At 65.6% G+C, this 13,243-nt stretch carries 14 protein-coding genes; 10 read left to right on the top strand and 4 right to left on the bottom strand.

Annotated features, from left to right (window positions below; all coding sequences use genetic code 11):
• Window positions 1-62: 62 nt before the first annotated feature.
• The 4 genes from PD284_RS03475 to PD284_RS03460 form a co-directional block, all read right to left on the bottom strand.
• Window positions 63-539: a BA14K family protein gene (locus PD284_RS03475; protein WP_274626837.1), complete on the bottom strand. Its 477-nt coding sequence runs from the start codon at window positions 537-539 to the stop codon at window positions 63-65.
• A gap of 341 nt (window positions 540-880) precedes the next feature.
• Window positions 881-2,347, bottom strand: coding sequence for an ArnT family glycosyltransferase (locus tag PD284_RS03470; protein WP_274626836.1), 1,467 nt, complete (start codon window positions 2,345-2,347; stop codon window positions 881-883).
• A complete protein-coding gene (locus PD284_RS03465) occupies window positions 2,344-2,628 on the bottom strand; it encodes a lipid-A-disaccharide synthase N-terminal domain-containing protein (RefSeq protein ID WP_274626835.1) in 285 nt (94 codons plus the stop codon). The genes PD284_RS03470 and PD284_RS03465 overlap by 4 nt, the downstream gene beginning before the upstream one ends.
• Window positions 2,625-3,365: a glycosyltransferase family 2 protein gene (locus PD284_RS03460; RefSeq protein WP_274626834.1), complete on the bottom strand. Its 741-nt coding sequence runs from the start codon at window positions 3,363-3,365 to the stop codon at window positions 2,625-2,627. The genes PD284_RS03465 and PD284_RS03460 overlap by 4 nt, the downstream gene beginning before the upstream one ends.
• Window positions 3,366-3,513: 148 nt before the next feature.
• On the opposite strand from PD284_RS03460, the gene speB reads away from it, so the two are divergent.
• From speB to PD284_RS03410, 10 genes are all read left to right on the top strand, one after another.
• A complete protein-coding gene (gene speB / locus PD284_RS03455; protein WP_274626833.1) occupies window positions 3,514-4,581 on the top strand; it encodes an agmatinase in 1,068 nt (355 codons plus the stop codon).
• 131 nt (window positions 4,582-4,712) lie between these two features.
• Window positions 4,713-5,792, top strand: a complete 1,080-nt coding sequence (locus tag PD284_RS03450; protein ID WP_411956171.1) for an ABC transporter substrate-binding protein — start codon at window positions 4,713-4,715, stop codon at window positions 5,790-5,792.
• Between the two features lie 69 nt (window positions 5,793-5,861).
• Window positions 5,862-6,896 (top strand): ABC transporter ATP-binding protein, encoded by a 1,035-nt coding sequence (locus PD284_RS03445; RefSeq protein WP_274626832.1) that lies wholly within the window; start codon window positions 5,862-5,864, stop codon window positions 6,894-6,896.
• Window positions 6,893-7,747 (top strand): ABC transporter permease, encoded by an 855-nt coding sequence (locus PD284_RS03440; RefSeq protein WP_274626831.1) that lies wholly within the window; start codon window positions 6,893-6,895, stop codon window positions 7,745-7,747. Before PD284_RS03445 ends, PD284_RS03440 begins: the two co-directional genes overlap by 4 nt.
• The gene (locus PD284_RS03435) at window positions 7,744-8,544 is read left to right on the top strand and encodes an ABC transporter permease (RefSeq protein WP_274626830.1); all 801 of its coding nucleotides are present in this window, start codon (window positions 7,744-7,746) and stop codon (window positions 8,542-8,544) included. Before PD284_RS03440 ends, PD284_RS03435 begins: the two co-directional genes overlap by 4 nt.
• Window positions 8,541-9,338: a carbon-nitrogen hydrolase family protein gene (locus PD284_RS03430; RefSeq protein WP_274626829.1), complete on the top strand. Its 798-nt coding sequence runs from the start codon at window positions 8,541-8,543 to the stop codon at window positions 9,336-9,338. The genes PD284_RS03435 and PD284_RS03430 overlap by 4 nt, the downstream gene beginning before the upstream one ends.
• A gap of 232 nt (window positions 9,339-9,570) precedes the next feature.
• On the top strand, window positions 9,571-10,677 hold the full coding sequence (locus tag PD284_RS03425) for a branched-chain amino acid ABC transporter substrate-binding protein (protein WP_274626828.1): 1,107 nt from the start codon (window positions 9,571-9,573) through the stop codon (window positions 10,675-10,677).
• A 180-nt stretch (window positions 10,678-10,857) separates the two neighbouring features.
• Window positions 10,858-11,211, top strand: a complete 354-nt coding sequence (locus PD284_RS03420) for a hypothetical protein (protein WP_274626827.1) — start codon at window positions 10,858-10,860, stop codon at window positions 11,209-11,211.
• Window positions 11,212-11,282: 71 nt separating this feature from the next.
• Window positions 11,283-12,791: a multicopper oxidase family protein gene (locus tag PD284_RS03415; protein ID WP_274626826.1), complete on the top strand. Its 1,509-nt coding sequence runs from the start codon at window positions 11,283-11,285 to the stop codon at window positions 12,789-12,791.
• Window positions 12,788-13,225 (top strand): c-type cytochrome, encoded by a 438-nt coding sequence (locus PD284_RS03410; RefSeq protein ID WP_274626825.1) that lies wholly within the window; start codon window positions 12,788-12,790, stop codon window positions 13,223-13,225. Before PD284_RS03415 ends, PD284_RS03410 begins: the two co-directional genes overlap by 4 nt.
• Window positions 13,226-13,243 lie beyond the last annotated feature (18 nt).

Below are 13,243 nucleotides of genomic sequence, written 5' to 3'. Positions count from 1 at the left end.
AAAAAAGGGCCCGCAGCGCGTTTGCCGCGGGCCCCTGGAGTTCGATCGTCGCAGCCGTGGCGTCAGTTGTACGGCGAGAGGCACTGCCGCCGGGGGCCGTTGTAGGGCTGATACGTGTTGTCGGACGCACGGTAGGACCGCCAGCGGTCATAGCACCAGCGCACATGAGCGCTTCCGCCCCGCACCACCCCAGGGCGGTCGTTGTTCAGCGCGCCGCCGACGATGGCCCCTGCGATGAAGGCTGCGCCAGGAAACCAGTAGCCGTTGTAGTATCGATAGCCGGGGCGCTTGTGGCGGTAGCCGCGATGCCCATTGTGCCACCCGTGCCGCTCCCGGTACTGCCGCCGCTCTTGGTAATGACGGCGCTCGCGATAATCGCGTCTTTCTCGATGCTGAATCTGCGTGACGTCGGAACCAGTGTTGACGGCGTCCCGGACGGCTCCGACGGCGGACAGCGGCGCCGCCGAAAGCGGAACGGCCGTGCTTCCGGCGAAGGAAAGGGCTAAAATTGCGCAAAGTGCGGATTTCAATTTGGTCATTTTGTCCTCGACTGCTTCGGTAAGGATCAGACCAACGGTTCAGATTGCAATCCGTTGCGCGAAAGAGTCGTGACGTTACACGGCAAGGTAGTATCGCGCGGGCAGGGAAGGCGCTGTCCAGTCTGCGATGGATACGGCTACGCCCACGCCTCCGCCGCGCCGTGTCTGGGCAACAAAAAAGCCGGCTCAATGGCCGGCTTCCCTTGCGTCCCAAGATCAAGTGCGCGCCGTTACATCCGCGGTCTATCGCACGATCGATCGGGTCGAATACGACTGTCTGCCCGGCGAAACCTCACCAACAATCTGAAAGGACGTCTCGTCCCGGCAGCAACCGATGACGCTCATATAGGTCGCCAATGTGACGGGAACAAGACAGCGTGCCGGTGCGTCTGCTCGGCAGTCGCGCCGCCGCGCACCACATAGGCGCCTTTCTCGCCGGCATGGCTGAACAGGACTGCGGGAATAGCCTCGACCGGCTGCTTCGTTTCTTCGAGCAGATAGCCATTGGGATGAGCGCGAAGCCATTCCTCCGCCTTCTCCACCGGAATGATCTCCAGCGGCTTGTCCAAGCGCGCGAGAAAATTGATCTGGCCCTGATACTGACCCGCGAACACCCATTCCGCTTGCCTGTGCGACCTCACGAACTGAACCAGGGGCATCATGTCGAAGCGGCCATGGATGGCGGCCGCGGCGATCTCCTGGCCCACCACGAAGAGGGCGAGCATTGCGATCGCCGCGTTGCGGATGGGGCGCAGGCTGACGGTCGACATGAAGTACCCGAATGCGATCACGACCAGCGGCAGTTCCGGCACGAGATAGTGCGGCTGCTTTCCTGAAATCAGGCTGAAGCTCACGAGCGCGCCGAGAAACCACAGCGCAAGCAGGCGCAGCATCCTGAAGTCGGCATCCTCGGCTCGCTCGCGCGACCATATGAGTTCCCACCCCTTCTGGCGGTAGAGATGTGGGGAGAAGATCCACGGCACGAAAAGCAGCGGCAGGTAGATCAGGTAGAAGTAGAACGGGCGCGGGTGCGCGCCCTCCATCGCGCCGGAGATGCGTTCTGCCGCCTGCTTCCAGACGAGGTTGTAGAGAAAGTCCTGGTCGGCAAGCAGCATCACAGGACCCAGCCAGGCCAGCACGGGAACCAAGGCAGCCAGGGCGAGCGGAACGCACCCCCGGTAGAATGCTCGGACGGGCAGGGTGCACTGCGGATTTCGCCACCATGGGTAGAGCAGGATGGGCCAGATGACGTGGATCAGCATGACCGGGCCCTTGGCCAGTATGCCGAGGCCGATGGAAAGACCGGCAAGCAGCGCGTGGCGGCGGGCGCCGCCGTTGGCGAAGGCCAGCAGCGCGATCATGAACGTCAGCACGAACACAGTCTGCAGCAGGTCGATATAGATCAGGCTGGCGTAGATGGCGAAGACGACGCTGCCGACCATCAGCCACGGCACGCGCTCAGCGATTCCTTCGGTGTCGGGAAACATCATCCGCGCGAGACGGGTCGTCAGCCAGACGCAGGCCGAGGCGATGAGGAACATCACCCCGACGGCGACCACGCGATGGACCCCGAAAACGGCCCAGGCCGCATCGAACAGCCAGAAGAGCAGGGGAGGCTTGTGGTAGTAGGGAGCGAAATTGAGCGTGGGGACCAGGAAGTCCCGTGTCAGGAACATTTCCCAGGCGACGGAGAGGTAGCGGGTTTCCGCCGTCGGCAGCAACGGCCGCACCGCCGCCGACGCAGCGAAGAACAGGGCAAGGAGCAGGTAGGGCGACGACCAGATGCTGGCGACGCCCCGGCGGCTCATGATGCCTGCTCAGCTCCGGAATGGGTCTGATTGCGCAGCAGCATCAGGTTGCGGATGTAGATGAACAGGCCGGTCGCCTGGCCGATGATGAACACCGGATCGAGCCGGTAGATGGCGTAGCTGAGCAGCGTCAGGCCGCCGAATAGGCTGAAATACCAGAAGGCGTGCGGAATGACGCTCCGCTTGATGCGCTCCGAGGCGATCCACTGCACGAGGAAGCGCATGGAGAACATGGCCTGGCCGAGAAAGCCGATGCCGAGCCAGATCATTTCTTTGGTCATTTGGCTTTCGCCTCGAGGATTTCGGTTGGCTTGTAGTCTAGAGGCAGCTTGCGGCGCGCCAGCCATGCGGCGCCGAGCAGGTCGGCTGCGCCGACGAGAGCCCGGTTCCAGAAGCCGTATTTCGACGTTCCGTGGACCCGCGCCCGGTGCGAAACCTGCACGTGGCGCAGCTTGACCCCGTTGCGCAGCAGCATGGCCGGGAGAAACCGATGGATGTGGTCGAAATAGGGCAGTCCCAGAAAGTCCTCACGGCGGATCAGCTTCAGGCTGCAACCCGTGTCGCGCGTGCCGTCGTTGAGCACGGCGGCGCGCAGGCGGTTCGCCAGCCTGGACGAGATCTTGCGCAGCGTGTTGTCGTTGCGGACCGCCCTCTGGCCCAGCACGGCGATCCGGGGCTCGGCCGCCTTGTCGGCCTCGAAGCGTTCGAACAGCAGGCGCACGTCGGCCGGATCGTTCTGGAGGTCGCCGTCCATGAAGGCCAGAAGCTCCTGCGTGGCCGCGCGGGCCCCGGACAGGAACGCAGCGGACTGGCCGAGCGCGCGCTCGTGGTGGATGACGCGCAGCATCGGCACCGTCAGCATCTCTTCCGTCAGCAGTTTCAGCGTAGCGTCCGTGCTTCCGTCGTCGACATAGACGATCTCGCGGATCGGGCAATGCTGGGCCGCCGCGACGATCTCGCGGATCAGGGCCTGAACATTGTCGGCCTCGTTCAGCACCGGTACAACAACTGAAATCATGCGCACAAGCCCGGGTTGGCCGTGCGGGCAGCCCGCTCGCCAAGGGATATTCTTCGGCCGCTTTCTATGCGCCCAACGCGCTACTTGCAACCACGGCCGTCCGGTCGCACCATCCGCCCATCGCAAGATCGAGCGTCGAGGACAGCAAATGGCCTGGGATGACAAGAAGCTCGCGGAATTGAGAGCCAAGTATGGCGACAGCCATGGCGGTCAACTGTTCGACCCCGATTTCCGCCGGGTCGCAGACAACATCTTCTCCGAGAGCGGCACGCGGCTCGCGCCCTATTCCGGCGTGCCGACCTTCCTGACCGCGCCGTTCATGCCGGTCGACAATGACGATCCGGATTTCGGCAACCTGCAGGTCGCGATCGTCGGCATGCCGATGGATCTCGGGGTGACCAACCGGCCCGGCTCGCGCTTCGGGCCCCGCGCGCTCCGCGCCATCGAGCGCATCGGCCCCTACAATCATTTTCTCCGCTGCGCGCCGGTGCACGACCTGCGCGTCGCCGACATCGGCGACGTCGCCTTCCGCAGCCGCTACCGCCTGGAAATGTGCCACGAGGACATCGGGAAGCGTATCGACCAGATCGTCCGGGCCGGGGTGCTGCCGCTGTCGGTCGGCGGCGACCATTCGATGACCCACCCGATCCTGAAGGCGGTCGGCCGCCAGCGCCCGGTCGGCATGATCCACATCGACGCCCATTGCGACACCGGCGGAGCCTTCGACCACACGAAATTCCACCACGGCGGGCCATTCCGCAACGCCGTGCTGGACGGCGTGCTCGATCCGACGCGCGTGGTGCAGATCGGCATCCGCGGCTCGGCCGAGTACCTCTGGGAGTTCTCCTACGAATCCGGCATGACCGTCATCCACGCCGAGGACATCACCGGCATGGGCATTCCGGCCATCATCGAGAAGGCCAGGGGAATAGTCGGCGACGGCCCGACCTATCTGTCTTTCGACATCGACAGCCTGGACCCCAGCTTTGCGCCGGGCACCGGAACCCCGGAGGTCGGCGGCCTGACGACGCGCGAGGCGCTGGAACTCGTCCGCGGCTTCAAGGGCGTCGACATCGTCGGCGGCGACGTGGTGGAGGTCGCCCCGCAATACGATGCGACCACCAACACCGCGCATGCGGGCGCCCAGATGCTGTTCGAGATCCTGAGCCTGATGGTGTTCAGCCCTGGCCTGGGGAGCGGGCGGCGGGCAGGTTAGGTCCTTCGCATGGCGCTGTTTCCTCATGATTTTCTCTGCGCATTGACGCAGAATGGATGAGAGGCAGGCCGGTGAGCAGATCGCATAACAAAAGGGAACGCGGCTTTGGCTGCACGAAAAGGGAGATCGAGATGAACACGATGAGGATGAATCGCCGCGCCATGCTTGGCGCGGGCGTTGCCGGCATGTCCCTGCTGGCCATGCCCGCGGTGCTGCGGGCGCAGGACAAGTCGCTGAAGGTCGGCGTCTACGGCGGCTACTTCAAGGATTCCTTCGACAAGAACATTTTCCCCGAGTTCACCAAGGCGACCGGCATCGCCATCGAATCGATCGCCGAGCCGACCGGCGAGGCGTGGCTGGTCCAGCTCGAGCAGGCCGCACGCGCGAACCAGGCTCCGGCAGATCTGTCGATGATGTCCCAGGTGGCGATGCTGAAAGGCCAGGCGACCGAGCTGTGGACGCCGATCGACATGGCCAAGATCAAGAATGCCGGCATCCTGCTCGACCGCTTCGTCAACAAATACCCCGACGGGCGCGTGGCAGGGGTGGGCGCCGTGTCCTGGTACATCACGCTGGTCACCAACACCAACGTCTACAAGGAGCCGCCCACTTCGTGGACGGCGCTTTGGGATCCCGCGAATGCCGACAAGCTCGGCCTCCTGGCGCTGGTGTCCAACTCGTTCCTGCTGGAAGTGACGGCAAAGACCCATTTCGGCGGCACCAATGCGCTCGATACCGAGGAGGGCATCCTGAAAGCCTTCGAGAAGCTGGCGGAGGTCAAGCCCAATGTCCGCCTCTGGTACCGCGACGAGGCGCAGTTCGAGCAGGCGCTGAAGTCGGGCGAGATCCCGATGGGCCAGTACTACCACGACGTCACGGGTCTGGCGGCGGCCGACGGCCAGCCGGTGCGCTCGACCTTCCCGAAGGAGGGCGGCATCCAGGATTCGGGCTGCTGGGCGCTGTCGCGCGCCTCGCAGAAGGCCGAGGAGGCGCACATCTTCATCGATTACATGTGCCAGCCCGCCATCCAGGCGACGCTGTCGCGCAAGGTCGGCACGGCGCCGACGGTCAAGCGCGAAGCGATGGACCTGACCGACGAGGAATTTGCAGCCGTGTCGTCCGACATCGAGCCGATCATCCCCCGCTACGACCTCTACCAGACGAAGTCGGACTGGCTGAACCAGAAGTGGACGGAGATGATCGCCGGCTGATCGGCGCGGCGATCCAAAGGCGGCCCGCCCGGGCGGGCCGCCTGGCTCGCCGGGCAGCGGAGGGGACAGATGTCGGGACTTGCGCTTCGGAATGTCGTCAAGGAATTCGGCACCTTTCGCGCCGTCGACGATGTCGACCTCTCCGTGCCGCATGGCACCTTCGTCTGCCTGCTGGGGCCATCGGGCTGCGGCAAGACCACGCTGCTGCGGATGATCGCCGGCCTCGAGCTTCCCACTGCCGGCGCCATCGAACTCGACGGCAAGGACATCACCAACGTTCCCACCCACCAGCGCGATCTCGGCATGGTGTTCCAGTCGCTTGCCCTGTTCCCGCACCTCACGGTGGGCGAGAACATCGCCTATCCGCTTCGCATCCGCCGGCGGTCGAAGGAGGAGCAGAAGAAGCGCGTCGACGAACTCCTGGCGATGGTGCACCTGCCGGGATATGCGGACCGGCCGGTGTCAAAACTGTCCGGGGGCCAGCGCCAGCGCGTCGCCATCGCCCGCGCCCTGTCGATCTCGCCAAAGCTTTTCCTGCTCGACGAGCCGCTCTCGGCGCTCGACGCAAAACTACGCGAGGCGATGCAGGTGGAGCTGCGGCAGCTGCAGCAGAGGCTCGGCATCACCACCATCGTCGTCACCCATGACCAGCGCGAGGCCATGACCATGGCCGATACGGTCGTGGTGATGAACAGCGGCGAAATCCGCCAGGCCGCGTCGCCGGTCGAGATCTACCGCCGGCCGGCGGACAGTTTCGTTGCCGACTTCATCGGCCAGACCAACCTGATAGAGGCGGAGGCGAACGGCGGCGCAGTCAGCGTGCTCGGCCAGCCCGTCGCCGGCCTGGCGCTGCCGGCCGGCATTTCACGCGCCACCCTGTCGATCCGCCCCGAGGACGTGCACCTGACGGCGCCGCGAGACGGCGCGCTCAGCGGCACGGTCACCTTCGTGCGCGATCTCGGCGGCACCATCGAGACCTTCGTCGACGTCGCCGGCCGCCAGATCGTCGCCGTCAGCACGCCGCGCGAGCGGCCCGATGTTGCGGTCGGCCAGCAGGTCGGCATCGCGCTCACCGACAAGGACTGCGTGGTGCTGCCGGGATGAGACGCGAACCCCCGAAGTCGCTCGCCGACCATGCGCCGCTGCTGTTTCCGGCAACCATGCTGATCGTCTTCTTCGTGCTGCCGTTCGGCACGATGATCGCGGTGAGCTTCTTCAAGCGCCAGCAGGGCGGTTTCTACACGCCGGATTTCGTCTTCGACAATTACGGCCGCTTCCTGTCCGCCTTCTTCGGCGGCGTGCTCGGCTTCTCGCTCATGCTGGCGATCATGGTGTCGATCTGCTGCGTGGTGCTGGCCCTGCCCTTCACCTATCTGCTGACGCGCATGGCGCGCAGCGCGCAGGTGGTCTGGCTGGTGGCGCTCTTGTCCATCCTGTCGCTGTCGGAAGTCATCATCGGCTTCGCCTGGTCGACGCTCTTCTCGCGCACGGCGGGCATCACCAACGTTCTCGTCGCGCTGGGGCTCATGGAGCAGGCCGAGGCGCTGACGCCGAGCTTTGGGGCGGTGCTGACCGGGATGGTCTACCAGGCATTTCCGTACACCGTGCTGGTGCTCTATCCGGCGCTCGTGCGCCTCGACCCGACGCTGACCGAGGCAGCCCGAACCCTGGGCGCGTCGCCGCTGAAAGCGTTCTTCACCGTCGTCGTGCCGGCGTTGCGCAACACCATCGTGGCGACGCTGGTCATGGTGTTCATCTTCGCTCTCGGCTCCTACCTTCTGCCGCAACTGCTCGGCCGCCCGCAGCACTGGACGCTCTCGGTGCTGATCACCGACCAGGCGATCTACCAGTCCAACATGCCGTTCGCGGCGGCGATGGCGGTCTTTCTCGTCCTCGTCACCCTCGGGCTGGTCGCCCTCACGGTGTTGGTGGGGCGTAGGGGAGAAGCCGCATGAACACTGCGCTCCGCAACGTCTTCTTCGCGCTCATCGCGCTCTTCCTCGCGCTGCCGCTGATCGTCGTCGCCGGCGTCTCGGTCAACGAGAAGCAGACGCTCGCCTTCCCGCCGCAGGGGTTCTCGCTTGGCTGGTACGGCGAGATCTTCGCCAATCCGGAGTGGCGCAACGCCTTGCTTGCCTCCGTCACGCTGGCGTTCACTTCGGCGGCTCTGGCGGTCGCGATCGCGCTGCCGCTCGCCTGGTTCCTGTGGCGTCGCGATGCGCCCTGGGCCAACATCTTCCAGTTGCTCGGCATCGCCCCCTTCACGCTGCCCCCGGTCATCACCGCGCTTGGCCTCCTGACCTTCTGGGCGACCGTCGGGTTCTACGGAGCCCCGTGGACCGCCGTCATCAGCCACGCCATCTTCTTCGTCACCCTGCCGCTGGTGACGCTCTCGCTCGGCTTCACCGCCATCGACCGTTCGCTGGTCGAGGCGGCGGCGACCATGGGCGCGGACGACCGCACGGTGTTCAGGACCGTGGTGTGGCCGCTGATCCTGCCCTATGTCGTGTCGGGCTACGCCTTCGCCTTCGTGCTGTCGCTCAACGAGTATATCGTCGCCTACATGACGGTCGGCTTCACCCTGGAGACCCTGCCCATCAAGATCTTCAATGCCTTGCGCTACGGCTACACGCCGACCATGGCTTCGGTGACGATACTGTTCGTGGCGACGGCCGCGATCATCTTCAGCCTGGTGGCCCGCTTCGGCGACCTGCCGAAGCTGCTCGGCGCCATGTCGTCGGAGCGCAAATGATGAGGCTGGCGGCGTTGCAGATGCGGGTCGCGTGCGGTGATGTCGCAGCCAACATCGCCCGCATCGAGCGCGCTGCCGCGGAAGCCGCCGAAGCCGGCGCAACCATCCTGGTGACCCCGGAACTGGCGCTGACCGGCTATGGCGCGGGCGAGCGCATCCGCACCCTGGCCGAGCCGGCGGACGGACCGGCGCTGCGTCGCCTTTCCGCGATTGCGGCTTCCAGCGGGGTGGCGATCATTGCCGGCTTTGCCGAACGGGCCGACGGCGGCGTCTACAACAGCGCAGCCTACGTCGACGGCGGCGAACGGCCCGTGATCTACCGAAAGTCGCATCTGTTCGCCGACTATGAGCGCGGCCTGTTCCGCCCTGCCGAACCCAGCGCGGTCGTGTTCCACCATCGCGGCATGCGCTGCGGCATGCTGATTTGCTACGACGTCGAGTTTCCCGAAAACGTGCGGAGGCTTGCGGAAGCCGGCGCGGAGGCGGTGCTGGTGCCCACCGCGTTGCCTGTTGGGCCGTCGGGGCGCTTCATCGCCGAGCACATGATCCGCACGCGGGCCTTCGAGAACCAGGTCGCCGTCGCATACGTCAACCATTGCGGCGCCGACGAACTGTTCTCCTTCGCCGGACTGAGCTGCATCGCTGCCCCCGACGGCAGCATGCTTGCCGCGGCCAACCCGACCGACGAAGCGCTGCTGGTGATCGACTTCGACCCGGAAGCCTTCGCCCGGTCCAAGCGCGAGAACACCTATCTGCGGGACCTGCGACGTCCCGGCTCTTCGCAGGGAATCTGAGACGCCGCCGCGCGAGCCCCTGAGGGGTTCGGCAAATGATATGGCTGTACCGGCGTGTGCGCTGCTGGACCAATTGCAGATGGGTTGCGGGAAGCGTATTTCCTTCCAACAATTGAGACGGCCCGATGATCGAGGGCCGGGCATGCATTGGGGCGGGAACAGGCCGTCGCGGCCTTCTGCTCGAGCTTTGGCTGCGCCCTTTCGGGGTTCGGCAGACTACAGGAGAAAAGTCATGAACATGAAAACACTCGCCGGCGTCTCAGTTGCCGCGCTGCTTGCCTTCGGCTCGGCTGCGCATGCCGATATCACCATCGGCCTGGTCGCTCCGCTCACGGGTCCGGTGGCAGCCTATGGCGACCAGGTCAAGAACGGCGCCCAGGCGGCCGTCGACGCCATCAACGAGAAGGGCGGCATCCTCGGCGAGAAGGTCGTCCTCAAGCTCGCCGACGACGCGGGTGATCCCAAGCAGGGCGTGTCGTCCGCCAACCTGCTGGTCGGCGAAGGCGTGCAGTATGTCGTCGGCCCGGTCACGTCGGGTGTCGCGATCCCCGCTTCCGACGTGTTTGCCGAGAACGGCATCCTGATGGTCACGCCGACGGCCACGGCCCCGGATCTCACCTCCCGCGGCCTGACCAACGTGCTGCGCACCTGCGGTCGCGACGACCAGCAGGCCGAGGTCGCCGCCGCCTATGTGCTCAAGAACATGAAGGACAAGCGCGTCGCCGTGGTCCATGACAAGGGCACCTACGGCATGGGCCTGGCCGACGCCTTCAAGGCGGCGATCAACGCCGGCGGGCTGACGGAAGTGCAGTACAACGCGCTCAATCCCGGCGAGAAGGACCTTTCGGCGCTGGTCACGCGTCTCAAGGCCGACAATGTCGAGGTCATCTACTTCGGCGGTTATCATCCGGAGGGCGGCCTGCTGGCCCGCCAGCTGCGTGACAGCGGCGTCAACGCCGTGATCATCGGCGGCGAGGGTCTGTCGAACACCGAGTACTGGGCCATCGGCAACGAGGCCGCGGCCGGCACGCTGTTCACCAACGCTTCGGATGCCTTGAAGAACCCGGCCTCGGCCGACGCGGTCAAGATCCTGAAGGACAAGGGCATCCCGCCGGAAGCCTTCACGCTCAACGCCTATGCGGCGGTCGAGGTGCTCAAGGCGGGCATCGAGAAGGCCGGCAAGTACGATGACCCGGCCGCTGTGACCGCTGCGCTCAAGTCGGGCGAGCCGATCGCCACCGCCATCGGCAACCTGACCTATGGCGAGAGCGGCGACCTGACCTCGCCGAGCTTCTCGCTGTTCAAGTGGGAAGGCGGCAATATCGTCGCGGCTGAATAGACCACAGCCCTTCAAAAAGCCAATGGCCGGGATGAGCATCGCCTATCCCGGCCGTTGGATGACTGAAGCGCGATTGCGCGGCGCTGCGGATCGCAGACACGGAACTGTTACCGGCGCGAGCCTGCCGATGCGGCCGGCCCAAACTGGACATTTCCGCCGCGGGCCACTAATTGCTGGTCCATGATCCGGCAGGCCATAGCCCTTTTTATTGCCGTTGCGATCTCCGTGGCTGCATCGGTGACCGCCGGGCATGCCATGCGCATGGACTGGGACACGAGCCAGACCAATCACGCGTCTCATGTAACGGCCGCCAAGGCAGACGGCCATATGGCCTGCAGCGACCGTCAATCCTGTGATCTGGCGAGCGCCGATTTGTGCGCGTTCATGTGTGCCGGCCTGCTGTTCGTGTTCCCGGCGCAGGACGCTTCCAATCTCATCGGCCAGACGGCTGACCACAGCCTTCCCGCCGCAACAACGGTGCGTGGCCACGATCCCGGCCGTAACGAGCGCCCCCCCATATCGCATCTCCTCTGACTGCGCCCGGGTCATCGACCCGCACCACCCAGACGTATGGATCGGAACGCGACGTTCCGAGGAGATCGACCATGAACATGATTTCACGACGCGGCTTTCTCGCCGCAGGCGCCGCCACGCTGGCGAGCATGCATATGCCGCGCATCGCGCGGGCGGCGACACCGCCAATCGCACTGGCCGCCACCCAACGCACGATTGACGTCAACGGCCGGGCCGCGACCGTCTTCGGCCTCGCCGGACCCGGCGGCCAGGGCCTGATCCTCGACCCCGGCCAGCGCTTCCGGGTCGACCTGACCAACGACCTTCCGGTTTCCACGATCATCCACTGGCATGGGCAGATCCCGCCGAACGAGCAGGATGGGGTTCCGGACATGCCGATGCCGATGCTGAAGCCCGGCGAGACCAGATCCTACGATTTCGCGCCGCTTGCGGGCACGTACTGGATGCATAGCCACGTGCCGATGCAGGAAATGCGCCTGCTGGCGGCTCCGCTGATCGTCCGCAGTGCGGAAGACGTCGCGGCCGACCGGCAGGAGGTCACGCTGTTCCTGCACGACTTCGCCTTCAAGACCCCCGAAGAGGTCATGACCGAAATCGCCCAGGGCCATGGGGGAGGGCACGGCGGAGGCCACGGGAACGGCGACTCGATGCCTGCCATGAATGGTGGCGGGATGGACCACGCAGCCATGGGCCATGGCGGCGGCAGCCAGGGCGGCATGGCGGGAAGGATGTCCGGCATGATGGGCAACATGGCCGGGATGGAAATGGACCTCAACGACTATGACTGGGACGCCTACCTGGCCAATGACCGCACGCTGGCCGACCCCGAGGTGATCCGGGTCGAGCGCGGCGGCCGCATCCGGCTGCGCGTCATCAACGGGGCGGCCGCGACCGTGTTCTGGATCGACACCGGCGCAGCCTCGGCCCGGCTGGTTGCGGTCGACGGGCATGGCGTGAAGCCGCTTTCCGGCAACCGCTTCGGCCTCGCCATGGGCCAGCGGCTGGACCTGGAGATAGACCTGCCCGATGAAGCCGGCGCCTGGCCGATCCTCGCCCTGCGGGAGGGCGCGCGCGAGCGGACCGGCATCATCCTCGCCACCGCCGGCGCTCCGGTTGCGAAGATCCCGGAACTGGCCGACCGGGATGCCCCGGCCTTCGATACGGACCTGTCGCAGGAACTGACTTTCGAGGCGCTGGACAACCTGCCCGAACGTGCCGTCGAGCGCAGCCACATGGTGATGCTGGGCGGTACGATGCAGCCCTACGCCTGGACCATCAACGGGGCGGTCTGGGGCAAGCACAGTCCGATCATGGCCAAGACGGGCGAGCGGGTTCTGCTCGGCTTCCACAACATGTCGATGATGGGCCATCCGATGCATCTGCACGGCCATGTCTTTCAGGTGGTCGACGTCAACGGGCGCAAGGTGAACGGCGCACGGCGCGACACGGTCTATGTGCCGCCGATGTCGATGGTGACGGTCGCCCTCGATGCGGGCGAGGCCGCCCGCTGGATGCTGCACTGCCACCACATGCCGCATCTCGAAACCGGCATGATGACCGAGTTCCAGGTCACGGCATGAGAAAGCTGGTCCTGCTGGTGCTGGTCGTGCTGGCGGCAGCAGCGGTCTGGGTCTGGCGCAGCGGCGGCATCGATATGCCGTGGGCGCGGGCAGAACGGACCGCGCTTGGCCGGCAGCTCTATGCCGAGAACTGCGCAAGCTGCCATGGCGCCAATCTGGAGGGCCAGCCCGACTGGAAGAGGCCGGGGCCGAACGGCCGCCTGCCGGCGCCGCCGCATGATGCAAGCGGTCATACCTGGCATCATTCGGACGACCAGCTTTTCGCGATCACCAAGTTCGGGACGGCTGCAATCGTCGGCAATGGCTATGAAAGCGACATGCCGGGCTTCGGCGATCGCCTGAGCGACGGCGAGATCCGGGCAGTGCTCGACTTCATCAAGGCCGCCTGGCCGGAACGTGAGGCCGAGCACCAGCGAAAGATCTCGAGCGGGTGACACAACAACGGGGGCCAC

Origin of the sequence: Mesorhizobium shangrilense (assembly GCF_028826155.1) — a bacterium.
In the GTDB taxonomy this organism is placed as follows: domain Bacteria; phylum Pseudomonadota; class Alphaproteobacteria; order Rhizobiales; family Rhizobiaceae; genus Arvimicrobium; species Arvimicrobium flavum.
The sequence above is the reverse complement of the archived record's forward strand: the minus strand, read 5'-3'. Positions and strand labels throughout refer to the sequence as shown.

What these genes read in the sequence shown, in the direction of transcription:
- PD284_RS03475 (WP_274626837.1), bottom strand. Translation starts at nt 539, where the DNA reads ATGACCAAATTGAAATCCGCACTTTGCGCAATTTTAGCCCTTTCCTTC.
- PD284_RS03470 (WP_274626836.1), bottom strand. Translation starts at nt 2,347, where the DNA reads ATGAGCCGCCGGGGCGTCGCCAGCATCTGGTCGTCGCCCTACCTGCTC.
- PD284_RS03465 (WP_274626835.1), bottom strand. Translation starts at nt 2,628, where the DNA reads ATGACCAAAGAAATGATCTGGCTCGGCATCGGCTTTCTCGGCCAGGCC.
- PD284_RS03460 (WP_274626834.1), bottom strand. Translation starts at nt 3,365, where the DNA reads ATGATTTCAGTTGTTGTACCGGTGCTGAACGAGGCCGACAATGTTCAG.
- speB (WP_274626833.1), top strand. Translation starts at nt 3,514, where the DNA reads ATGGCCTGGGATGACAAGAAGCTCGCGGAATTGAGAGCCAAGTATGGC.
- PD284_RS03450 (WP_411956171.1), top strand. Translation starts at nt 4,713, where the DNA reads ATGAACACGATGAGGATGAATCGCCGCGCCATGCTTGGCGCGGGCGTT.
- PD284_RS03445 (WP_274626832.1), top strand. Translation starts at nt 5,862, where the DNA reads ATGTCGGGACTTGCGCTTCGGAATGTCGTCAAGGAATTCGGCACCTTT.
- PD284_RS03440 (WP_274626831.1), top strand. Translation starts at nt 6,893, where the DNA reads ATGAGACGCGAACCCCCGAAGTCGCTCGCCGACCATGCGCCGCTGCTG.
- PD284_RS03435 (WP_274626830.1), top strand. Translation starts at nt 7,744, where the DNA reads ATGAACACTGCGCTCCGCAACGTCTTCTTCGCGCTCATCGCGCTCTTC.
- PD284_RS03430 (WP_274626829.1), top strand. Translation starts at nt 8,541, where the DNA reads ATGATGAGGCTGGCGGCGTTGCAGATGCGGGTCGCGTGCGGTGATGTC.
- PD284_RS03425 (WP_274626828.1), top strand. Translation starts at nt 9,571, where the DNA reads ATGAACATGAAAACACTCGCCGGCGTCTCAGTTGCCGCGCTGCTTGCC.
- PD284_RS03420 (WP_274626827.1), top strand. Translation starts at nt 10,858, where the DNA reads ATGATCCGGCAGGCCATAGCCCTTTTTATTGCCGTTGCGATCTCCGTG.
- PD284_RS03415 (WP_274626826.1), top strand. Translation starts at nt 11,283, where the DNA reads ATGAACATGATTTCACGACGCGGCTTTCTCGCCGCAGGCGCCGCCACG.
- PD284_RS03410 (WP_274626825.1), top strand. Translation starts at nt 12,788, where the DNA reads ATGAGAAAGCTGGTCCTGCTGGTGCTGGTCGTGCTGGCGGCAGCAGCG.